Raw genomic sequence first — 20442 nt, 5'->3', positions numbered from 1 at the left:
TGCCGGACCCCGTTTTGGCAGCCTGGCCCCATGGACGAGCAGAGGCGCGACGACGTACTGGCGGCCGTCGGGCCCCGGTTGCGGGAGCTGCGCCGCCGCGCGTCCCTGACGCTGGCCGAGGTGGCGGCCCGGACCGGGGCCAACGAGAGCACGCTCTCGCGCCTGGAGAGCGGGACGCGCAAGGCGACCCTGGAGCTCCTGCTGCCGCTCGCCGAGCTCTACGACGTCCCCCTGGACCAGCTCGTCGGCGCGCCCCGCACCGGCGACCCGCGCATCCACCTGCGCCCGGTGAGCCGCGACGGCATGACGTACGTCCCGTTGAGCCGCCCCGGCGGCGTCCAGGCGCACAAGCTGCTGATCCCGCCGACGCCGGGGCGCGAGCCGGAGCCCCGGACGCACGAGGGCTTCGAGTGGCTGTACGTGCTGGCCGGACGACTGCGCCTGGTGCTGGGCGCCCGCACCCTGGACCTCTGCGCCGGGGAGGCGGCCGAGTTCGACGCCCGCGTGCCGCACTGGCTCGGTCCGGGCGACGACCGGGTGGTGGAACTGCTGGTGCTGTTCGGGCCCCAGGGGGAACGGGCCCACCTCAGGGCCCGCAGCACCTGACGGCGCCCTTCGGCCCGCCGCCGGGGCCGGCGTCCGGCACACCGCGGCGGGCTCGCCGATCCGCGCCGGGCAGCAGCGCGCGCACCGCCCGAGGCCCCCGCGAGGATTCCGCCGCATCGGTGCGTCGATCCACCGGCGTCGGAATTCCGCCGGCGCCGTGATTCCACCGGTGCCGCCCGTGGGCCGGTGTGTCCAACACGGCGGTGCGCTCGCTACGGCAGTGCGCTCGGTACGGCGGTGCCCTCACTACGCCGGCGCGCCGTCCGCCGGGAGGGGAAGGGAAGGGACCTCCGACCCGAGCAGCCCGCGGTACCACGCGGCGGCCTCCGGGAGGCGGGCCAGCGGGCCGGGGCCCGGCGGGCAGGCGGCGAGCCGCCAGATCCGCTCGCTGCGGTACCAGTGGTCGCGGGCGATCAGGCCGAACTGCCGCTCCGAGACCAGACCGGGCGAACGGGCCAGCAGCCGGCGGCACTCGTCCCAGGGGACGGCCGGGCCGTGCGGAGCGGCCAGCAGGCCGAGGCCGTCCAGGGCCGCGAGCAGGTCCCCGCTGCGGACCGGCTCCGGGTGCGAGGCGTGGTGCACGCCCGGCGGTACGGCGCGCCCGTCCAGGGCGAGCGCGGTGATCAGCCGGGCCAGGTCCGTGCGGTCGACCATGGAGAGCCGGGTCCGGCCGCCCTCCCAGCGGACCGGCACCCGGTGGACCAGCTCGGCCAGCGCGCGCACCACCCAGCGGTCCCCGGTTCCGGTCACCAGCCCGGGGCGCAGCACGCACCCGCCGGCCGCCAGCGCGTGGCCCTCGCCGAGCAGCCGGGTGCGGCTCGCCTCGGACACCGGCGCGGGCGCCACCTCGTCCACCTCGATGCCCGCGTGCGGGCCCTCGCCGTAGACTGCCGCCGTCGAGAGGTGGACGATCCGCCGTACGCCGGCCCGGGTGGCGGCGGCCATCAGGGCGGCGGTGCCCCGGTCGTTCACCGCCTCGCACTCCTCGGTGCCGCCGTCGACCTTCGAGGCCAGGTGCACCAGCGCCCCGGCGCCCGTGCAGAGCTCGCCGAGCGCCTCCGGGTCGGCGAGGCCCCCCGGGATCCACACGGCGCCGGGTGCGGCGGCCCGCGGCGGCCTGCGGGCCAGGGCCCGCACCCGGGCGCCGCGCGCCGCGAGGGCCGCCAGCACGCCGGAGCCGATGAAGCCGGTCGCCCCGGTCAGCGCGACCGTGGGGCCGACCGGTCCGTGTTCCGTCGCCATCTCCGTGCCCTCCTCCTGACCGGTCGGCCAGTCTAGTCAGCGGGCGCCCCGGTGAGGAGACGCCCGTTCGGAGGGGGCGGGAGATACCCCGAGGTAAGGGCCGCCTAGGCTGTATGCCAAGCAAAACGGGCGAACCGGACTCCACCGGGGACCACGAGGACGGAAAGCAGGACCCGCCGATGGGCGACGGAATGTCAGGAATGCACCACCACGGCGGGATGACCCGACTAGGCCCGTTCACCTTGTCGAACGTCTGGACCTGGTCGCCGGACTGGGTGTTCCTGCTCGGTGGCCTGGCCCTCCTGGGGCTGTACGCGGCGGGCGTGGTGCGGCTGTACCGGCGCGGCGACCGCTGGCCGATCGGCCGGGCGGTCGGCTGGGCGGCGGGCGTCGCCACCATGCTGCTGGTCACCTGCACCGGGCTGAACGACTACGGCATGGCGCTGTTCAGCGCGCACATGATCCAGCACATGGTGCTCTCCATGCTGACGCCGATCCTGCTGCTGCTCGGCGCTCCGATCACCCTGGCGCTGCGGGCGCTGCGCCCGGCCGGCAAGGGCCGTCCGCGCGGGCCGCGCGAGCTGCTGGTGGCGCTGCTGCACAGCCGGTACATGCGGGTCGTCTCGCACCCGGCGTTCACCATCCCGATGTTCATCGCGAGCCTGTACGGGGTCTACTTCACCCCGCTGTTCGACTTCCTCATGCAGTACCGCCTCGGGCACATCTTCATGATGGTGCACTTCCTGCTCACCGGCCTGGCCTTCTTCTGGCCGATCATGGGCGTCGACCCGGGCCCGCACCGGCCCGGTCACGTGATGCGGATCATCGAGCTGTTCATGGGGATGCCGTTCCACGCCTTCTTCGGCGTGGCGGTGATGATGGCCGGCCACCCGCTGGTCACCACCTTCACCGTGGAGGGCGCGCCACCGGGGACGAACCTGCTGGAGGACCAGAAGCTGGCCGGTGGCATCACCTGGGCGTTCGGCGAGATCCCGACGGCCATCGTGCTGATCGCGCTGGTGTACCAGTGGATGGGCTCCGAGCAGCGGCAGGCCCGCCGCCGCGACCGCTCCGAGGAGCGCACCGGTGACGCCGAGCTGGAGGCGTACAACGCCTACCTGGCCTCGCTGCACAGGCGCGACCAGCGCGCGGGCGCCACTCCGGCGGCCCCGGCGGCGGGCGCCACCCCGGCGGCCGACGTCGGCTGAGCCCCCGGCCGCCCAGCGCGGAACCCCCGTTCCCGGGAACCCCCGTTCCACCCCCGGAACGGGGGTTCCGCCGTTTCCGGCACCGGGAACGCCCGTTCCGCCGGACTCTCCGGAACGGCGGTTCCGCCGAGCTGCGGAACGACCGTTCCGCCACATGCGTTCGAACAGGCATGCACGTCCTGCCGATCGCCGCCGCCCTGCTCTGCGGGTCCGTCCTGCTCTGGCCGCTCGGCTTCCTCCTGCTGGCGCTGTACCACCGCCGCCGGCCGGTGCCGGCCGGTGCCGACTACCTGGTGGTGCTGGGCGCCGCGTTGAAGGGCTGCGAGCCCGCTCGGCCGCTGGCGGCCCGGCTGGACGCCGCGCTGGCCCGGTTCGCCGCCGAGGAGGCCGCCGGGTACGCCCCGCTGGTCCTGGTGACCGGCGGGAAGGGCCCGCACGAGGACTGCACCGAGGCCGCCGCGATGGCCCGCTACCTGGTCGCCCGGGGCGTCCCGGCCGAGCGGATCCGGCGTGAGGAGCAGGCCGTGAACACCACCGAGAACCTGCGCTTCAGCGCCGCCCTGATGGCCGCCGAGCGCCCCGGCTACCGCTGCACGGTGGTCACCAACGGCTTCCACACCGTCCGCTCCGCCCTGGCCGCCCGCCGGGCCGGCGCCCCCGCCACCGTGCTCGGCGCGGACGGCCCGCTGGCGCACGGCCCGTACCTGCTGCTGCGCGAGGCCGTCGGCACCGCCCTCGCCCTGGTCGGCCGCGCCTGACCGGCGCTCCGGGCCCGGACAGCCCGCAGGCCCCGGGTCCGCAGGGGACCCGGGGCCTGCGTCGGCTCAGCCCGGCGGGGTTCAGCCGAGGTTGGCGAGCGCCTCGTTGAAGGTCTTCGACGGGCGCATCACGGCCGCGGCCTTGGCCGGGTCCGGCTGGTAGTAGCCGCCGAGGTCGACCGGCGAGCCCTGGACGGCGACCAGCTCCTCGACGATGGCCGACTCCTGCTCGGTCAGCGTCGCGGCCAGGCCCGCGAAGGCCTGGGCCAGCTCGGCGTCGGCGGTCTGCGCGGCCAGCTCCTGGGCCCAGTACATGGCCAGGTAGAAGTGGCTGCCGCGGTTGTCGATGCCGCCGAGGCGGCGGCTCGGCGACTTGTCCTCGTTGAGGAAGGTGCCGGTGGCGCGGTCCAGGGTGTCGGCCAGCACCTGGGCGCGGGCGTTGTCCGTGCTGCTCGCCAGGTGCTCGAAGCTGGCGGCCAGCGCGAAGAACTCGCCCAGGCTGTCCCAGCGCAGGTAGTTCTCCTTGACCAGCTGCTGGACGTGCTTCGGGGCGGAGCCGCCGGCGCCGGTCTCGAACAGGCCGCCGCCCGCCATCAGCGGGACGACCGACAGCATCTTGGCGCTGGTGCCCAGCTCCAGAATCGGGAACAGGTCGGTCAGGTAGTCGCGCAGCACGTTGCCGGTCACCGAGATGGTGTCCTCGCCGCGGCGGATGCGCTCCAGCGAGAACCTGGTGGCCTCGACCGGGGACTTGATCTCGATCTGCAGGCCGGTGGTGTCGTGCTCCGGCAGGTACTTCCTGACCTTCTCGATCAGCACCGCGTCGTGGGCGCGGTCCGCGTCCAGCCAGAACACGGCCGGGGCGCCGGTGGCGCGGGCGCGGGTGACGGCCAGCTTGACCCAGTCCTGGATCGGCAGGTCCTTGGTCTGGCAGGCGCGGAAGATGTCGCCCGGCTGGACGGCCTGCTCCAGCACCACGTTGCCCTCGGCGTCGACCAGGCGGACGGTGCCCGCGGTGGCGATCTCGAAGGTCTTGTCGTGCGAGCCGTACTCCTCGGCCTTCTGGGCCATCAGGCCGACGTTCGGCACCGAGCCGATGGTCGCCGGGTCCAGGGCGCCGTGGGCGCGGCAGTCGTCGATGACGGCCTGGTACACGCCGGAGTAGCTGCTGTCCGGCAGCACGGCGAGGGTGTCGGCCTCCTTGCCGTCCGGGCCCCACATGTGGCCGGAGGTGCGGATCATGGCCGGCATCGAGGCGTCGACGATGACGTCGCTCGGCACGTGCAGGTTGGTGATGCCCTTGTCGGAGTCGACCATCGCCAGGGCCGGGCCCTCGGCGAGCTCGGCCTCGAAGGACGCCTTGATCTCGGCGCCCAGGTGGGGCACGCCGTCGAGGCCGGCCAGGATGCCGCCGAGGCCGTTGTTCGGGTTCAGACCGGCGGCGGCCAGCGCCTCGCCGTACTTGGCGAAGGTCTTCGGGAAGAAGGCGCGGACCACGTGGCCGAAGATGATCGGGTCGGAGACCTTCATCATGGTGGCCTTGAGGTGCACCGAGAACAGCACGCCCTCGGCCTTGGCCCGGGCGACCTGCGCGGCCAGGAACTCGTTCAGGGCGGCGGCGCGCATCACCGAGGCGTCGACGACCTCCCCGGCCAGCACCGGCACCTTCTCGCGCAGCACGGTGGTGGTGCCGTCCTCGCCGAGCAGCTCGATGCGCAGCGCACCGTCGGCGGCGATCACGGCGGACTTCTCGGTGGACCGGAAGTCGTTCTCGCCCATGGTGGCGACGTTGGTCCTGGAGTCGGCCGACCAGGCGCCCATGCGGTGCGGGTGGGTCTTGGCGTAGTTCTTGACCGACTGCGGGGCGCGGCGGTCCGAGTTGCCCTCGCGCAGGACCGGGTTGACGGCGCTGCCCTTGACCTTGTCGTAGCGGGCGCGGACGTCCTCGTCCTCGGCCGTCCGCGGGTCGTCCGGGTAGTCCGGCAGGGCGTAGCCCTGGGCCTGGAGCTCGGCGATGGCGGCCTTGAGCTGCGGCACCGAGGCCGAGATGTTCGGCAGCTTGATGATGTTGGCGCTCGGGGTCTTGGCCAGCTCACCCAGCTCGGCCAGGGCGTCGCCGATCCGCTGCGCCTCGGTCAGACGCTCCGGGAAGCTCGCGATGATCCGCCCGGCCAGGGAGATGTCGCGGGTCTCCACGCGCACACCCGCCGTCGAGGCGTACGCCTGGACCACCGGCAGGAACGAGTAGGTCGCCAGGGCCGGAGCCTCGTCGGTGTGCGTATAGATGATGGTCGAGTCAGTCATCGGTACTCCGCTTCACGTCTCCAACGTCTTGACGTCAAGATATCTCGTCACGGGCCTCCGGCTCCACCTCCCCCCGCTTCCGGGCGCGCACCGGCCCGGTCCGCGGGTCCGCGGCCCCGCACCGGAGGCCGCGCGGAAGGACGCGGCAGGACACGCCGGGACGAACTCCACGGTGGTCCGGCTCGGAGCGCACGGCAAGCGGAACGCCCGACCCGCGGTTGGGGCCACCCGGGTGAGCCGGACGTCAGAAGTGCGTCAACGCGTGACCCCATTCGGTCAATGGAGCGTCAGGACGGACGCCTCCCGGGCCGGGCCGCCCTAGCGTCGAGGCAGTAGTTCCGGCAGGCACCACCACCCCAATCGGGAGCATCCGCATGGACCGCGTCGTCTGGCACGTTCCGGTCACCCCCTCCACCACCGGAGGCACCTCCGCACTCCGCCTCTTCCGCCTGCGCGACGGCCGCCGCTGCGCGGTCGGTTTCTCCAGCCCCGCAGCCCTCACCGCCCTCCTCGGGCCCGACCACGCGCACGCCGAGCTCGGCGAGCCGGCACTGCGCGCCCTCGCCGCCCCGCTCGGGATCGACACCCTGGTGCTGGATCCACGGCTGGTCGCGCCCTCCGTCAGTGCCCGTGCCCGCACCGCCCCCGCCGTGGCGGCGCCGTCGGCCGCGGTGGCCGCCGCCCCGGCCCCGACCGTCCGCCTCCAGCACCGGTGACCGCCCCGCTCCGGCTCGTCCCGGAGGGGCCGGCCGCCCCGGCGGGACGGGCCGGGCGAGCCCCGGCCGCGCTGCACGCGATCGCCCGGGTCAGCCACGGCCCGGTCCCGCTCGACTTCGACCGCCTCGCCGCGGAGTTCCCCGCCGTCCGCGGCGGCCTGGCCCTGGCCGGCGAGGCCGACCTCGAACTGCGGCTGGTCTGTACCGGCCCCGAGGAGCTCCGGACGGTCACCGCCGCCCTGCACCGCGCGGGTGCCGCCAAGGTGCACGTCGAGCTCGTCCTGCGCACCCTCACGCCGGCCCCGGTCGTCCTTCGCCCGGTGCCGTGACGGCCGGTCCGTGACCGCCCGGCCGGGCGCCCCGTCCCCTGCCTGGGGACGGGGCGCCGCCGCGCGCGCCGTCACTCCTGCCCGGGCCGCGGGTCCGGGTTGATCGCCTGGCCGTCGACGGGCTGGCCCCAGGCGTCGTCCCCGGCGGCGTCCACGCAGTAGCCGCTGCCCTCGACGTGCCCGCCCGCGCCGCGGCACTGGTCGGCGGTGACGTCCCGGCGCCCGGACGCCGCCGCTCCCGCGGTGGCGGCGACGGCCCCGGCGACGACGGTGAGCAGCAGGACGGCGGCGGTCGTGGTGGCCACCCGGGCCGGGAGTGAGCTGTTCATGCGGACCACCCCAGCACGCCGCCGGGCCGCCGGCGACCACAGGGCGCCCGCCCGGGTGGCCGCCCGAGCGCGCCGCCCTACTCCCGGGCCAGCACCGCGATCGCCCCGAGCAGCAGCGCCGAGCCCACCAGCAACCCGGCCGTCAGCGGCTCGCCGAGGAACAGCACGCCGATCGCCGCCGCCGTCGCGGGCTCCAGCAGGACGAGCACCGCGGCCGTGGTGCCCGGCACGGTGGTCAGCCCGGTGAAGTACCAGCGGTAGGCGAACAGGGTGGGCACCGTGCCGAGGAAGAGCAGCGCCACCGCGGTCACCAGCGGGTCCCCGTGCGTCGGCACGACGCCCTGGAAGCCCTGGAGGGCGAGCAGCGGGAGCAGGCAGAGCAGCCCGGTGGTGAAGGCGCCGGCACCGGCCCGGGCCGAGCCGCCGCCCCGCGCCCAGAGGGTGAGGCCGCTCTGGCCGGCCCCCGCGAGGACGGCCAGCGCGACACCGAGGGCCGGGCGGGGGCCCGCCGCCGGGGCGGCCACCAGCAGGGCGAGCCCGGCCAGGGCCAGGGCCACCGCGGCGGCCGCGCGGCGGGTCAGCCGCTCGCCGAGCAGCAGGTGGGCGCCGAGGCTGGTGAACACCGGGCCCGCGCCGATGGTGACCAGGGTCCCCAGCCCGAGGCCGGCGTACCGCACCGAGCCGAAGTAGGCGCACTGGCTGACCGCCAGGCCGAGCCCGGTCAGCACGGCGGAGCGCCGGCCGGCGCTGCCCCGGCCGGCGCGCGGCCGGCGGCCCGGCAGCAGGGCCAGGCAGAGCGCGGCGATGCCGAAGCGCCAGCAGGAGACGCCCACCGGGCCGAGCCCGCCGGTGCGCATCAGCAGCGCGGACACGGCGCCGCCCACGCCCCAGGCGACGGCGGCGGCGGAGATGGACAGGAGGCCGTGCCGGAAGGGCACGGCAGCGTACGAGGTCATGCGTCGGTACTCCACGATGGTTGCCGGTTCGGGTCCGCTGGGAACGCGGGCGGCAGTCATCGCCCCGGCTGCGGGCTGGTCCCGTCGGGCCGGAGGGGGTGGAGTGGGCCGCCCGCTAGCGGGCCGGCGGCGGAAGGATCACGAGACGCACGAGGCCAGCTTACGGGCCGCGCCCTCCCCGCGCCCGCGATCTTTCCCTCGCCCCCGAACGGCCGTAGCGTCACCCGGGCCGGGGCCCCCGGTGGCACGCCCGACGCGACGAAGGAGCGGAACACGATGGACCAGCTGACGTACGACGAGGTCGAGGCCGCCGGAGCGCGGATCGCCGGGCGGGTGCGCCCGGTCGCGGTGGCGCCGGGGGACGACGGCGGGCGGACCTGGCTGGCTCTGGAGTTCCTCCAGCACACCGGCAGCTTCAAGGCGCGCGGCGCGCAGAACTTCCTGCTCGCGCACGCCGAGGCGGGAACCCTGCCGGACACCGGGGTGACGATCGCCTCGGGCGGCAACGCCGGGCTGGCCTGCGCCTGGGCGGCCCGCGCCCTCGGCGTGCGGGCCACGGTGTTCCTGCCCGAGACGGCCTCGCCGGTGAAGCTGGCGCGGCTGCGCTCGTACGGCGCCGAGGTGCGGCTGGCGGGCCGGGAGTACGCGGAGGCGCTGAGCGCCTGTGAGCGGTTCGCGGCCGAGAGCGGGGCGCTGTCCTCGCACGCGTACGACCATCCGCTGATCGCCGCCGGGGCCGGGACGGTCCTGGCGGAGCTGTGCGCCGCGGTGCCCGGGCTGGACACGGTGGTGCTTTCGGTCGGCGGCGGCGGCTTGTTCGCCGGGGTGGCGGTGGCGGCCCGCGCGCACGGCGTGCGGGTGCTGGCCGTGGAGCCGACGGGCAGCCGGGCGCTGAACGCGGCCCTGGCCGCGGGCCGCCCGGTGGACGTCCCGGTGGACTCCGTCGCGCGGGACGCGCTCGGGGCCCGCCGCGCCACCGCCCTCGCCGTGGCCGCGGCCGCGCACGGGGGCGTCCGCTCGGTGCTGGTCGACGACGAGGAGATCGTGCGCGCCCGCCGCCGGCTCTGGGAGGAGCGCCGGATCGCCGTCGAGTACGCGGCGGCCACCGCGCTGGCCGCCCTCGACCGGGCCGAGGGCGAGCGGGTCGCCGTCCTGCTCTGCGGCGCCAACACCGACCCGTCCGATCTGGTGGACTAGCGCGGTACCGCTGTACGGCACCCACTATTCCCAGAACCGGGAAATCCGTCTATAGTGCCGCCCCACATCGCGCAGCCGAATTGCCGGGCAGATCGATCGAATACGTAACGTGCAAGCGACTGCCATGCCCCCTACCTGCAAGGACGTCCCGAAAAGAATGTAAACATTCAGTAATGAAATCTGTGCAGGGGCAGATGAAAAGTCCTACTGTGTGGCAACTCTCATCGCTCCGCCCACCTCGGGGCCCCCACCCACAGAGAGATCGTCCATGGCTTCCCTCAACCAGATCTCACCGCCCGACCAGGGCACCGGCGCCGGATCCGGCACCACCCACCGGTCACTGCGCCGCCACGTCGGGCTCATCGGCCTCATGTGGGCCTCGGTCGGCTCCATCATCGGCTCCGGCTGGCTGTTCGGCGCGAAGGAGGGCGTGATGGCGGCCGGCCCCGCCGCCGTCCTGTCCTGGGGCATCGGCACCGTCGCCATCGTGCTGCTCGCGCTCGTGCACGCCGAACTCGGCAGCATGTTCCCGGTCTCTGGCGGCACCGCACGCTACCCCCACTACGCCTTCGGCGGCCTGGCCGGCATGTCCTTCGGCTGGTTCTCCTGGCTCCAGGCGGCCACCGTCGCGCCGATCGAGGTCGAGGCGATGATCGGCTACGCCCGGCACTGGTCCTGGGCGGGCGGCCTGCTCAACGACGACAACACCCTCACCGCCAGCGGCTTCGCCGTCTCCACCGTGCTCATGGCGGTGTTCGTCGCAGTGAACTTCCTCGGTGTGCGCGTACTGGCCCGCACCAACAACATCGCCACCTGGCTGAAGATCTTCGTCCCGCTGTTCACCATCTTCGTGCTGGCCGTCACCAACTTCCACGGCTCCAACTTCACCTCGCACGGCTTCGCGCCGTTCGGCGCCCAGGGCGTGCTGGCCGCGATCAGCACCAGCGGCATCATCTTCGCCCTGCTCGGCTTCGAGCAGGCCATCCAGCTGGCCGGCGAGAGCCGCAACCCCAAGCGCGACATCCCGCGCGCCGTGCTCGGCTCGGTCGCCATCGGCAGCCTGGTCTACACCCTGCTCCAGGTCGTCTTCATCGGCGCCCTGCCCGTCAGCGCCTTCGCCAACGGCTGGGACAAGCTCGACTTCCCCGGCATCGACGGCCCCTTCGCGGGCCTCGCCACCGTGGTCGGCCTCGGCTGGCTGGCCTGGGTGCTCTACCTGGACGCCGTGATCTCCCCCGGCGGCAGCGGCCTGATCTACACCACCTCCACCTCGCGCATCTCCTACGGCCTGAGCCGCAACGGCTACGCCCCGCAGCGGTTCGAGGAGCTCGACCGCAACGGCGTGCCCTGGTTCGGCCTGGTGATCGCCTTCGTCACCGGCGTGATCTGCTTCCTGCCGTTCCCGAGCTGGCAGGAGCTGGTCGGCTTCATCACCTCCGCCAGCGTCCTGATGTACGCCGGCGCCCCGTTGGCCTTCGGCGCGATGCGCCGCCGCCTGCCCGCGCACGAGCGCCCCTACCGGCTGCCGGCCGGTCAGCTGATCTCCCCGGCCGCGTTCGTGGTCTCCAGCCTGATCATCTACTGGTCCGGCTGGCACACCCTCTCCCGCCTGGGCATCGCGATCGTGCTCGGCTACGTCCTGCTCGGCAGCTACGCCGCGTACGCGATCCGCAAGGGCCTGCCGAACGCGCCCCGGCTCAGCTGGAAGTCCGCCCAGTGGCTGCCGCCCTACCTGGTGGGCCTCGGCGTGATCTCCTGGCAGGGCAGCTTCGGGGACGGCACCGGCAACCTCCCGCTGTGGACCGACATGGCCCTGGTGTCGGCGTTCTCACTCGTCGTCTACTACTGGGCGATCCGGGTGGCCCTGCCGGCCGAGGCGATCGAGCAGGAGATCGCCGACGTCGAGGTGGTCGACGAGGGCGGCCACTGACCGGCCCCGCACCCGCGCGAGGGCCCGCCGGCCGTGCGACCGGCGGGCCCTCGCGCGTGCTCAGAGGCTCAGCACCGTCCGCAGCACCGTGGTGAGCTCGGCCGCGGCGTCCTGTGCCGGGCCGGGCGAGCGCCAGGCCACGAAGCCGTCCGGGCGGACCAGCACGGCACCCAGCGGGCCGATCCCGTGCAGGGCGGCGAAGTCCGCGCCGGGCTCCGGCGCCAGGTCGTCCTCGGGGCCGTCGCCGACCCGGTAGCCGTCCAGCGGGACGGCCAGCCGGTCGGCCGCGCGCCGGGCACCCGCCTGCCAGTCGCCGCCCTCGGGGCCGGTGAGCAGCACCATCGCCTGCTCGTACAGGTCCAGCGTGGACAGCCGCACCCCCGCCCGCAGCAGCCACTGGTGCGGGGCCCGGCTGCCCGGCTCGCCGGCCGCCTCGAACCGGTCGGGGACGACCGGGCCGGAGCGGTCCGCGCCGACCACCGCGCCCACCGGGTAGCGGTAGCCGAGCGCCACCGCCAGCACCCCGGCCTGCCGCCCCGTACCCGGCACCACGGCGTAGCCCGGGTGGCTGTGCTCGGCGGAACGCGCCGACGCCCGCTCGCCCGTCACCCGGGCGACCGGGCGGCGCTCCTGCCCGTACGTCTCCAGCAGCGCCGGGCCGGCCCAGCCGCCCAGCACGGCGGCGATCTTCCAGGCCAGGTTGTGGGCGTCCTGGATGCCGGTGTTGGAGCCGAACGCCCCGGTCGGGGACATCTCGTGGGCGGAGTCCCCGGCGAGCAGGACCCGCCCGGCGCCGTACCGCTCGGCCACCCGCTCGGCGGCGTGCCAGGGCGCCTTGCCGGTGATCTCGACGTCCAGTTCCGGCAGGCCGACGGCGGTGCGGATGTGCCGCTCGCAGCGCTCGTCGGTGAACGCCTCCAGCGGCTCGCCCAGCTCGGGGTGCCAGGGCGCGTGGAAGACCCACTCCTCCTGGTTGTCCACCGGCAGCAGCGCGCCGTCCGCCTCCGGGTTGGTCAGGTAGCAGGCGATGAAGTGGCGGTCGCCGACCACCTCGGCCAGGCGCTTGGCCCGGAAGGTGATGCTGACGTTGTGGAACAGCTCGCCCCTGCCGGACTGGCCGATGCCCAGCCGCTCGCGGACCGGGCTGCGCGGGCCGTCCGCGGCGATCAGGTACTCCGAGCGCACCACCCGCTCCTCGCCGCCCTCCCGGCTGCGCAGCAGCGACGTCACGCCGGTCGCGTCCTGCTCGAAGGAGACCAGCTCGGTGCCGAACCGCAGGTCTCCGCCGAGCTCCCGGGCCGCCCGCAGCAGCACCGGCTCCAGGTCGTTCTGGCTGCACAGGCACCAGGAGCTGGGGCTGAACCGGGCCAGCCGGCCGCCCGGGTCGATCTCCCGGAACAGCCACTCCTGCTCGGCGCCGGTCAGCGAGGGCGCCTGGAGGATGCCGTGGTTGGGGGCCAGGATCGAGGCCGCCTCGCGGATCGCCGGCTCGACCCCGGCCACCCGGTAGAGCTCCATGGTGCGGACGTTGTTGCCGCGCCCCCGGGGGTGGTGCGAGGTGTCGGCGTGCTTCTCGACCAGCAGGTGTCCGACCCCGAGGCGCCCGAGGAAGAGGGAGGCCGACAAGCCGACCAGCGAGCCGCCCACGATCAGGACCGGTACCCGGTCGTCAACCTTCGGATTCATCAATTGCTCCACCCTGTCAGGGGATTACGCGGCCGGCGGCCGCTCCCGGCGCCGCCCGCGACGACCCCGCACGGCCGGGGCCCCGCTCTTCCATCCCCCGCCGGAGGGGCCCCGTGCCGCCCCTTCGCCCGGATGGCTCGCAAATCTCGCGCCGCGCCCGGTGCGCCGCCCACGATCGACCTCAGGCCTGGCGCCGACTCGCCCGGCCGAACCGCCGTCGCACCGCCCTCCCAGGCCGGGGAGCACCCGCCGGGCACGGCCGACACGGCCCGCAGCGTGCGGCCCAGAGCAGAAAGTGGATCATGACAACTCTGTCCGAACCCCAGCCGAAGCAGCACGACGAGGCCGACACCCGGCTGCGGGTGGTGCTGATGCTGGAGATCCAGGACGGCGCCCAGCAGCGCTTCCTCGACGTGTACGAGCAGCTGCGCCACCAGGTGGCCTCCGTCCCCGGCCACGTCAGCGACCAGCTGTGCCAGTCGATCAACGACCCGCGCCAGTGGCTGATCACCAGCGAGTGGCGGGACCAGGAGACCTTCCTGGAGTGGGTGGACAGCCCGGCCCACCGGGAGATGGTCAAGCCGATGCACGGCTGCGTCAGCGACAACTTCCGCTCGCTGCGCTACGCCGTGCTGCGCGAGACCTCCGCGGCCGGCTCGACCGGCACCCGCGCCCCGATGGAGGTCCCGCCCGGGCTGCCGCGCACCGCGCCCGCCGGGCAGGTCGGCCCGCCCAAGGCCGAACCGGGCCCGGACGGGGTGGTCCGCCACGCGCTGACCTTCACCGTCAAGCCCGGCAGCGAGCCCGAGGTGGCCCGCATCCTCTCCGGCTACGCCTCCCCCCGGGCCGAGGTCGACGAGCACACCCGGCTGCGCCGCACCTCGCTGTTCATGCTGGGCAACCGGGTGGTCCGCGCCGTCGAGGTGATCGGCAACCTCGGCGACGCGCTGCGCCACGTGGCGATGCAGCCCGAGGTGCGGGCCGTCGAGGAGGCGCTCAACCCGTACCTGGAGGAGGCCCGCCAGCTGGGCGACCCGCAGGCCGCCCGGGCGTTCTTCGCCAGGGCCGCGCTGCCCGCCCGGCACCAGGCCGTCGCCGGCACCCGCGCCTCGGCCCGGCTGCACCGGCACGCCGTGCTCTACCCGGTCCGGCCGGGCCGCGGGCCGGAGGTCGCCGAGCTGCTGGCCGAGCACGACAACCTGGCCACCGCCGACCCGACCGGGCCGGTCGCGGCGGCCACCGTCTTCCAGCGCGAGGACGTCGTGGTGCGCCTGGTCGACCTGCGGGTCCCGGCCGAGGCCGACCCGGCGGCCGCCCTCGGCGTGGCCGACGACCGGCGGGCCGCGGAGCTCGCCGGGCTGCTCGACCTCGGCCCCCAGGGCGACCTGCGCACCTCCGCCGGGCTCGCCGCCTTCCTCGCCGCCCGCGCCATGAACCCGGTCACCGACCGCACGTCCGCCGACCCGGTCAACAACTGACGTTCCGCCACTCACGGGAGATCTCCATGACCACGCAGTCCCCACGGATCGTCAGCGTCCACGAGGCGCCGGAGAACCGCCGCCACGGTGCCGAGCTGCGCACCATGCTCACCCCGACCAGCTGCGGCGCGACCAGCGGCTTCATGGGCCTGGCGATCGTCAGGCCCGGCGAGCGGATCGGTGAGCACTACCACCCGTACTCCGAGGAGTTCGTGTTCGTCGTGAGCGGCGACCTGGAGGTGGACCTGGACGGCGAGCCCCATCCGCTCAAGCCGGACCAGGGCCTGATGATCCCGATCAACATGCGCCACCGCTTCCGCAACGTCGGCGACACCGAGGCCCGGATGGTCTTCCACCTCGGCCCGCTCGCCCCGCGCCCGGACCTCGGCCACGTGAGCACCGAGGGGACGGCCGCCGCCGGACCGCCGGAACAGGCCAAGGTGGTCTCGTGACCCGGCGCGTCGCCGTCACCGGAATCGGTGTGGTCGCCCCCGGCGGGGTCGGCGTCCCGGCGTTCTGGGACCTGCTGACCTCCGGCCGCACCGCGACCCGGGGCATCACGCTCTTCGACCCCACCGGGTTCCGCTCCCGGATCGCCGCCGAGGTCGACTTCGACCCGGCGGCGCACGGGCTGGGCCCGGAGGACGTCCGACGGGCCGACCGCTACGTGCAGTTCGCGATGGTCGCGGCCGACGAGGCGATCGCCGACGCCGGCCTGGACCTCTCGGTCGAGGACCCGTGGCGGATCGGCGTCTCGCTCGGCACCGCCGTCGGCGGCACCACCCGGCTGGAGCACGACTACGCCCTGGTGAGCGCGGGCGGCGCCCGGTGGGACGTCGACCACCGGCGGGCCGAACCGCAGCTGCACCGGGCCTTCGCGCCCAGCACGCTGGCCTCCGCGGTGGCCGAGCGGACCGGCGCGCACGGCCCGGTGCAGACCGTCTCCACCGGCTGCACCTCCGGTCTGGACGCGATCGGCTACGGCTTCCAGGCGGTGGAGGAGGGGCGCGCCGACATCTGCGTCGCCGGCGCCTCCGACTCCCCGATCTCGCCGATCACCGTCGCCTGCTTCGACGCCATCAAGGCCACCAGCGAACGCAACGACGACCCGGGGCACGCCTCCCGCCCCTTCGACGCCGACCGGGACGGCTTCGTGCTCGGCGAGGGCGGGGCCGTCCTGGTGCTGGAGGAGCTGGGCCACGCCCGCCGCCGCGGCGCCCGGGTCTACGGCGAGATCGGCGGCTTCGCCACCTTCGGCAACGCCTACCACATGACCGGCCTCACCAAGGAGGGGCTGGAGATGTCCCGGGCGATCGACCAGGCGCTCGACCACGCCCGGGTGGCCCCCGGCGAGGTGGACTACGTCAACGCGCACGGCTCCGGCACCAAGCAGAACGACCGGCACGAGACCGCGGCGGTCAAGCGCTCGCTCGGCGAGCACGCCTACCGGACCCCGATGAGCTCGATCAAGTCGATGGTCGGGCACTCGCTCGGCGCGATCGGCGCCATCGAGGTGGTCGCCTGCACCCTGGCACTCGCCCACGGCGTCGTGCCGCCGACCGCCAACTACGAGACTCCGGACCCGGAGTGCGACCTCGACTACGTGCCGCGAACGGCGCGCGAGCTGCCGCTGAGCCGGATCCTCTCGGTCGGCAGCGGATTCGGCGGATTCCAGTCCGCCGTCGTGCTCAACAGAACGGGGTGAGTTCCATGACGTCACGTCAGCAGGGCCGCCGGGCGGTGGTCACCGGCCTCGGCGTGGTGGCGCCGAACGGGGTCGGGGCCGACGCCTTCTGGAAGGCCACCAGGCAGGGCGTGAGCGTCCTCGACCGGATCTCCCGCGAGGGCTGCACCGGGCTCCCGCTGCGGATCGCGGGCCAGGTGAACGGCTTCGATCCGCAGGCGGCGGTCGACAACCGCTTCCTGGTGCAGACCGACCGCTTCACCCACTACGCGATGGCCGCGGCCGACCTGGCGGTGGCCGACGCCGGTTTCCGCCCCGACCCGGACCAGCCCTTCTCGGTCGGCGTGGTGACCGCGGCCGGCTCCGGCGGCGGCGAGTTCGGCCAGCGCGAGCTCCAGCAGCTCTGGGGCCAGGGGCCGCGGTTCGTCGGCCCGTACCAGTCCATCGCCTGGTTCTACGCGGCCAGCACCGGACAGATCTCCATCCGCGGCGGCTACAAGGGCCCCTGCGGCGTGGTGGCCAGCGACGAGGCCGGCGGGCTGGACGCCCTCGCGCACGCCGCCCGGGCGATCGGGCGCGGCACCGACGCGGTGGTGGTCGGCGCCGCCGAGGCCCCGCTGGCGCCGTACTCGATGGTCTGCCAGCTCGGCTACCCCGAGCTCAGCCTGGCCGACCAGGCCGACCGGGCGTACCTGCCGTTCACCGCGCGGGCCTGCGGCTTCTCCCCCGCCGAGGGCGGCGCGATGCTGCTGCTGGAGGACGAACGGGCGGCCCGGCTGCGCGGCGCCCGCGTCCGGGCCGAGCTGGTCGGCCACGGCGCCACCTTCACCGGGGCCTCCCGCTGGGCGGAGTCCCGCGCGGGGTTGGCGGCCGCGATCCGGATCGCCCTGGACGAGGCCCGCATCGCCCCCGAGGAGGTCGACGTGGTCTTCGCCGACGCCCTGGGGGTGCCGGAGGCCGACCGGGCGGAGGCCCTGGCGCTCGCCGACGCACTCGGCCCGGCCGCCGAGCGCGTCCCGGTGACCGCACCCAAGACCGGTACCGGGCGGGCCTACTGCGGCGCCCCGGTGCTCGACGTGACCGCCGCCGTGCTGGCCATGGAGGACGGCGTGCTGCCGCCCACCCCGAACGTCACCGAGGTCTGCCACGACCTCGCCCTGGTGACCGGCCGCGCCCGACCGGCCGAGCTGAACACCGCGCTGGTCGTCAGCCGCGGGCTGATGGGCTCGAACTCCGCGCTGGTGCTCCGGCGCGCACGGCCCTGAACCACCTCGTCACACCATCGAAGGGAAACCCCGTGAGCAACACCCTCAGCTATCCGGAACTCGCCGACCTGCTCCAGACCCGGGCCGGGGTCACCGTCGACCCGGGCGACCTGGCCCGCCCCGGCGCGGAGTTCGAGGCCTTCGGCATCGACTCGCTCGGCCTGCTCGGCGTGGTCGGCGAGCTGGAGAACCGGCACGGCCTCAAGGTCACCTCGGGCGCCGAGTCGGCCAAGACCCCGGCCGAGTTCCTGGAGCTGGTCAACACCTCCCTCGCCACCAAGGCTGGTGCCTGAGATGCCCGGACACACCGACAACGAGATCGTCATCGCCGCCCCGCTCGACCTGGTCTGGGAGATGACCAACGACCTGGAGAACTGGCCGCAGCTGTTCAGCGAGTACGCCTCGGTGGAGGTGCTCGACCGGCAGGGCGACCTCGTCCGGTTCCGGCTCACCATGCACCCGGACGAGAACGGCAAGGTGTGGAGCTGGGTCTCCGAGCGGGAGGCCGACCGGGACGCGCTCGCGGTGCGCGCCCGCCGGGTCGAGCCCGGCCCGTTCGAGTTCATGGAGATCCGCTGGGAGTACGCGGAGGTGCCGGCCGGCACCCGGATGCGCTGGATCCAGGACTTCGCCATGAAGCCGGCCGCCCCGGTCGACGACGAGGGCATGACCGACCACATCAACCGCAACTCGAAGATCCAGATGCAGCTGATCCGGGAGAAGGTCGAGAAGCGGGCGGCAGAGCTGTGACCGGCCTGCACCGGGCGCTGATCGTCGCCCGGATGAAGCCCGAGGCCGCGCCGGACATCGCCGAGGTGTTCGCCGAGTCCGACCGGGGCGAGCTGCCGCACCTGATCGGCGTCACCGGCCGCAGCCTCTTCCAGTTCGGCGACGTCTACCTGCACCTGATCGAGGCCGACCGCCCGCCGGGCCCGGCCGTCGCCAAGGTCGTCGGGCACCCGGAGTTCCGCACCGTCAGCGACCGCCTGACCGCCTACGTGCAGGCGTACGACCCGGCCACCTGGCGGGAGCCGAAGGACGCGATGGCGCGGGAGTTCTACCGCTGGGACCGCTGATCCGGCGGCCCCGACGAGCCCGCCCCCGGCCGTGCGCCGGGGGCGGGCTCACGCGTGCGCCGGGCGAGGCCGGGCCGGGCCGACCGGAGGTGAAACGGATTCACCCGGATCCCCCGGCCGGTCGGGTGAACACACCCGGGACTGCACCCGAAGGGCGCACGCCGCGCGCCGGTGCCGCCGCGCTCCGGTGGCAGGCGGCGGCACGGTGGATGACGGTGGATCAGGCGCACCTCCCGCGAGTCCCCTTGTCCGGCACCGTGCCGGCAGTCGCGGCCCCGCGCGCCGGAAGGATCATCCTCATGCGTTCTGCACGCACACTGCTCGCCGGGGCGGCCGTCGCCGCCCTGCTCACCGTCGGGACCCCCCTCGCCTTCGCCGACGGCGCCGACCAGGGCAAGAACCTGACCTGGCAGGAGAAGCAGGACAAGCCCGAGAAGACCTCGGACAACTCCAACTCCGCTGCCAAGGCCATCGACGACAAGAAGGGCGGCGCCGCCTCCGAGGAGCACAAGGGCGCCGACGAGCACAAGGGCGCCGACGAGCACAGGGGCACCGACGAGCACAAGGGCGCCGGCGAGCACAAGGGCATCGAAGCCAAGGGCGACGAGGACCACCGGACCCCGCACGGCGGCGTGCACACCGGCGGCGGCGGCCTGGCGCTGTCCGGCGGCGGGCTCGCCTCCGGCGCGGTGCTGCTGCTCGGCGGGCTCGGTGCGGGCGCGTACGCCCTGCGCCGCGGCCGTCGTGCCTCCGGCGCGGTCGCCTGACGCCGGCACCCTGATTCCGCCGCCTCCGGGCGCCTCCCCGCAGGGGCGGGGCGCACCGGGGGCGGCGGGCCGTTGCGGAACCGGTTGAGCGGAGGACAGGAATGACGGGCGGTCCCGCCTCTGGAATGACCCGGCTGCTGCGCGCGGGGATGGGCGCGGCAGCGGTCGGACTGCTGCTGATCTACAACTCGGTGGACACCGGGCCGGACGCCGGCGCCGAGGACGGCAGGGCCGCTCCCCCGGCGGCCGTCGGTTCGGCCGTCCCCGGGCCGGCCGGTGGCGCCTCCACGGCACCGGCCGGTGGCGCCTCCGCGGCGCCGGCCGCCGCGCCGGGCACGCCGGCGCTCAAGCGCGCCAAGCCGACCCGGCTGCGGATCCCGCAGATCGCCGTGGACGCGCCGTTCACCGAGCTGGGCCTCAGCCCGGCCGGCCAGCTCGACGCGCCGCCGCCGGACGACAAGAACCTCGTCGGCTGGTACCGGGACGGCGTCACCCCCGGCGAGCGCGGCAGCGCGGTGCTGGCCGGGCACGTGGACACCACCAAGGGCCCGGCGGTGTTCCTGCTGCTGAGCTTCCTGCTGCCGGGCAACAAGGTCGAGGTCAGCCGCGCGGACGGCACGGTCGCGGTGTTCTCGGTGGACTCGGTGGAGACGTTCGCCAAGGACGCCTTCCCCGACGCCAGGGTCTACGGCCGGACGCCGGACGCCCAGCTCCGCCTGATCACCTGCGGCGGCACGTACGACAAGAAGCGGCGGGACTACCTGGACAACGTGGTGGTCTTCGCCCACCTGGAGTCCTCCCACCCCGGCTGACCGGGCGCACGACGAGCGCCGGCCCCCGGGTTCCGGGGGCCGGCGCGCGGCGGGCGGCGGGGGGGCGGGCGCCGCCGCGCCCCGCGGCCGCGCAGGCGG

General features: G+C 74.7%; 21 protein-coding genes. 16 read left to right on the top strand and 5 right to left on the bottom strand.

Features of this window, described 5'->3' with window-relative positions; translation table 11 throughout:
• The first annotated feature begins 30 nt into the window (after nucleotides 1–30).
• Entirely contained in the window at nucleotides 31–606 is a 576-nt protein-coding gene (locus ACH5AR_RS19415) for a helix-turn-helix domain-containing protein (protein WP_396302649.1), read from the top strand.
• Between the two features lie 246 nt (nucleotides 607–852).
• Here the strand turns inward: ACH5AR_RS19415 and ACH5AR_RS19410 are convergent, their stop codons facing one another.
• Nucleotides 853–1848 carry an NAD-dependent epimerase/dehydratase family protein gene (locus tag ACH5AR_RS19410; protein WP_396302648.1) on the bottom strand — a complete coding sequence of 332 codons (996 nt, stop codon included), beginning with the start codon at nucleotides 1846–1848 and terminating at the stop codon, nucleotides 853–855.
• Nucleotides 1849–2048: 200 nt separating this feature from the next.
• On the opposite strand from ACH5AR_RS19410, the gene ACH5AR_RS19405 reads away from it, so the two are divergent.
• Both ACH5AR_RS19405 and ACH5AR_RS19400 read left to right on the top strand, forming a co-directional pair.
• The gene (locus ACH5AR_RS19405) at nucleotides 2049–3056 is read left to right on the top strand and encodes a cytochrome c oxidase assembly protein (protein ID WP_396302647.1); all 1008 of its coding nucleotides are present in this window, start codon (nucleotides 2049–2051) and stop codon (nucleotides 3054–3056) included.
• Between the two features lie 170 nt (nucleotides 3057–3226).
• Nucleotides 3227–3814, top strand: a complete 588-nt coding sequence (locus ACH5AR_RS19400; RefSeq protein ID WP_396302646.1) for a YdcF family protein — start codon at nucleotides 3227–3229, stop codon at nucleotides 3812–3814.
• A gap of 81 nt (nucleotides 3815–3895) precedes the next feature.
• Here ACH5AR_RS19400 and ACH5AR_RS19395 read toward each other — a convergent pair whose 3' ends face one another.
• Nucleotides 3896–6118, bottom strand: coding sequence for an NADP-dependent isocitrate dehydrogenase (locus ACH5AR_RS19395; RefSeq protein ID WP_396302645.1), 2223 nt, complete (start codon nucleotides 6116–6118; stop codon nucleotides 3896–3898).
• Nucleotides 6119–6492: 374 nt separating this feature from the next.
• Between ACH5AR_RS19395 and ACH5AR_RS19390 the strand changes: the two genes are divergently transcribed.
• Nucleotides 6493–6834: an SAV_915 family protein gene (locus ACH5AR_RS19390; RefSeq protein ID WP_396302644.1), complete on the top strand. Its 342-nt coding sequence runs from the start codon at nucleotides 6493–6495 to the stop codon at nucleotides 6832–6834.
• Nucleotides 6831–7163, top strand: a complete 333-nt coding sequence (locus ACH5AR_RS19385; RefSeq protein ID WP_396302643.1) for a hypothetical protein — start codon at nucleotides 6831–6833, stop codon at nucleotides 7161–7163. Before ACH5AR_RS19390 ends, ACH5AR_RS19385 begins: the two co-directional genes overlap by 4 nt.
• A 71-nt stretch (nucleotides 7164–7234) precedes the next feature.
• On the opposite strand, the gene ACH5AR_RS19380 is transcribed toward ACH5AR_RS19385, so the two are convergent.
• Nucleotides 7235–7492: a hypothetical protein gene (locus ACH5AR_RS19380; protein WP_396302642.1), complete on the bottom strand. Its 258-nt coding sequence runs from the start codon at nucleotides 7490–7492 to the stop codon at nucleotides 7235–7237.
• 77 nt (nucleotides 7493–7569) lie between these two features.
• Nucleotides 7570–8448: a DMT family transporter gene (locus ACH5AR_RS19375; RefSeq protein WP_396302641.1), complete on the bottom strand. Its 879-nt coding sequence runs from the start codon at nucleotides 8446–8448 to the stop codon at nucleotides 7570–7572.
• 276 nt (nucleotides 8449–8724) lie between these two features.
• Between ACH5AR_RS19375 and ACH5AR_RS19370 the strand changes: the two genes are divergently transcribed.
• Both ACH5AR_RS19370 and ACH5AR_RS19365 read left to right on the top strand, forming a co-directional pair.
• Nucleotides 8725–9645, top strand: a complete 921-nt coding sequence (locus tag ACH5AR_RS19370; RefSeq protein ID WP_396302640.1) for a serine/threonine dehydratase — start codon at nucleotides 8725–8727, stop codon at nucleotides 9643–9645.
• Nucleotides 9646–9913: 268 nt separating this feature from the next.
• A complete protein-coding gene (locus tag ACH5AR_RS19365) occupies nucleotides 9914–11575 on the top strand; it encodes an APC family permease (RefSeq protein ID WP_396302639.1) in 1662 nt (553 codons plus the stop codon).
• A 60-nt stretch (nucleotides 11576–11635) separates the two neighbouring features.
• Here the strand turns inward: ACH5AR_RS19365 and ACH5AR_RS19360 are convergent, their stop codons facing one another.
• Nucleotides 11636–13261: an FAD-dependent oxidoreductase gene (locus ACH5AR_RS19360; RefSeq protein ID WP_396302638.1), complete on the bottom strand. Its 1626-nt coding sequence runs from the start codon at nucleotides 13259–13261 to the stop codon at nucleotides 11636–11638.
• 302 nt (nucleotides 13262–13563) lie between these two features.
• Here ACH5AR_RS19360 and ACH5AR_RS19355 point away from each other — a divergent pair, with 302 nt between their 5' ends.
• The 9 genes from ACH5AR_RS19355 to ACH5AR_RS19315 all read left to right on the top strand — a co-directional run bounded on the left by ACH5AR_RS19355 (nucleotide 13564) and on the right by ACH5AR_RS19315 (nucleotide 20343).
• Nucleotides 13564–14739 carry a SchA/CurD-like domain-containing protein gene (locus ACH5AR_RS19355; RefSeq protein ID WP_396302637.1) on the top strand — a complete coding sequence of 392 codons (1176 nt, stop codon included), beginning with the start codon at nucleotides 13564–13566 and terminating at the stop codon, nucleotides 14737–14739.
• Nucleotides 14740–14765: 26 nt separating this feature from the next.
• Complete coding sequence (locus ACH5AR_RS19350) at nucleotides 14766–15191, top strand: cupin domain-containing protein (protein ID WP_396302636.1); 426 nt, start codon at nucleotides 14766–14768, stop codon at nucleotides 15189–15191.
• Nucleotides 15188–16444 carry a beta-ketoacyl-[acyl-carrier-protein] synthase family protein gene (locus tag ACH5AR_RS19345; RefSeq protein WP_396302635.1) on the top strand — a complete coding sequence of 419 codons (1257 nt, stop codon included), beginning with the start codon at nucleotides 15188–15190 and terminating at the stop codon, nucleotides 16442–16444. Before ACH5AR_RS19350 ends, ACH5AR_RS19345 begins: the two co-directional genes overlap by 4 nt.
• Before the next feature lie 5 nt (nucleotides 16445–16449).
• Nucleotides 16450–17688, top strand: a complete 1239-nt coding sequence (locus tag ACH5AR_RS19340; protein WP_396302634.1) for a beta-ketoacyl synthase N-terminal-like domain-containing protein — start codon at nucleotides 16450–16452, stop codon at nucleotides 17686–17688.
• Between the two features lie 32 nt (nucleotides 17689–17720).
• Nucleotides 17721–17981 carry an acyl carrier protein gene (locus ACH5AR_RS19335; protein ID WP_396302633.1) on the top strand — a complete coding sequence of 87 codons (261 nt, stop codon included), beginning with the start codon at nucleotides 17721–17723 and terminating at the stop codon, nucleotides 17979–17981.
• Between the two features lies 1 nt (nucleotide 17982).
• Nucleotides 17983–18438 (top strand): SRPBCC family protein, encoded by a 456-nt coding sequence (locus tag ACH5AR_RS19330; protein ID WP_396302632.1) that lies wholly within the window; start codon nucleotides 17983–17985, stop codon nucleotides 18436–18438.
• Nucleotides 18439–18443: 5 nt separating this feature from the next.
• Nucleotides 18444–18764, top strand: coding sequence for a TcmI family type II polyketide cyclase (locus ACH5AR_RS19325; protein WP_396302745.1), 321 nt, complete (start codon nucleotides 18444–18446; stop codon nucleotides 18762–18764).
• A 299-nt stretch (nucleotides 18765–19063) separates the two neighbouring features.
• The gene (locus ACH5AR_RS19320) at nucleotides 19064–19531 is read left to right on the top strand and encodes a hypothetical protein (protein ID WP_396302631.1); all 468 of its coding nucleotides are present in this window, start codon (nucleotides 19064–19066) and stop codon (nucleotides 19529–19531) included.
• 101 nt (nucleotides 19532–19632) lie between these two features.
• Entirely contained in the window at nucleotides 19633–20343 is a 711-nt protein-coding gene (locus tag ACH5AR_RS19315; RefSeq protein ID WP_396302630.1) for a class F sortase, read from the top strand.
• Nucleotides 20344–20442 lie beyond the last annotated feature (99 nt).

The organism is Kitasatospora sp. NPDC018619, from assembly GCF_044391605.1.
In the GTDB taxonomy this organism is placed as follows: domain Bacteria; phylum Actinomycetota; class Actinomycetes; order Streptomycetales; family Streptomycetaceae; genus Kitasatospora.
The sequence above is the reverse complement of the archived record's forward strand: the minus strand, read 5'-3'. Positions and strand labels throughout refer to the sequence as shown.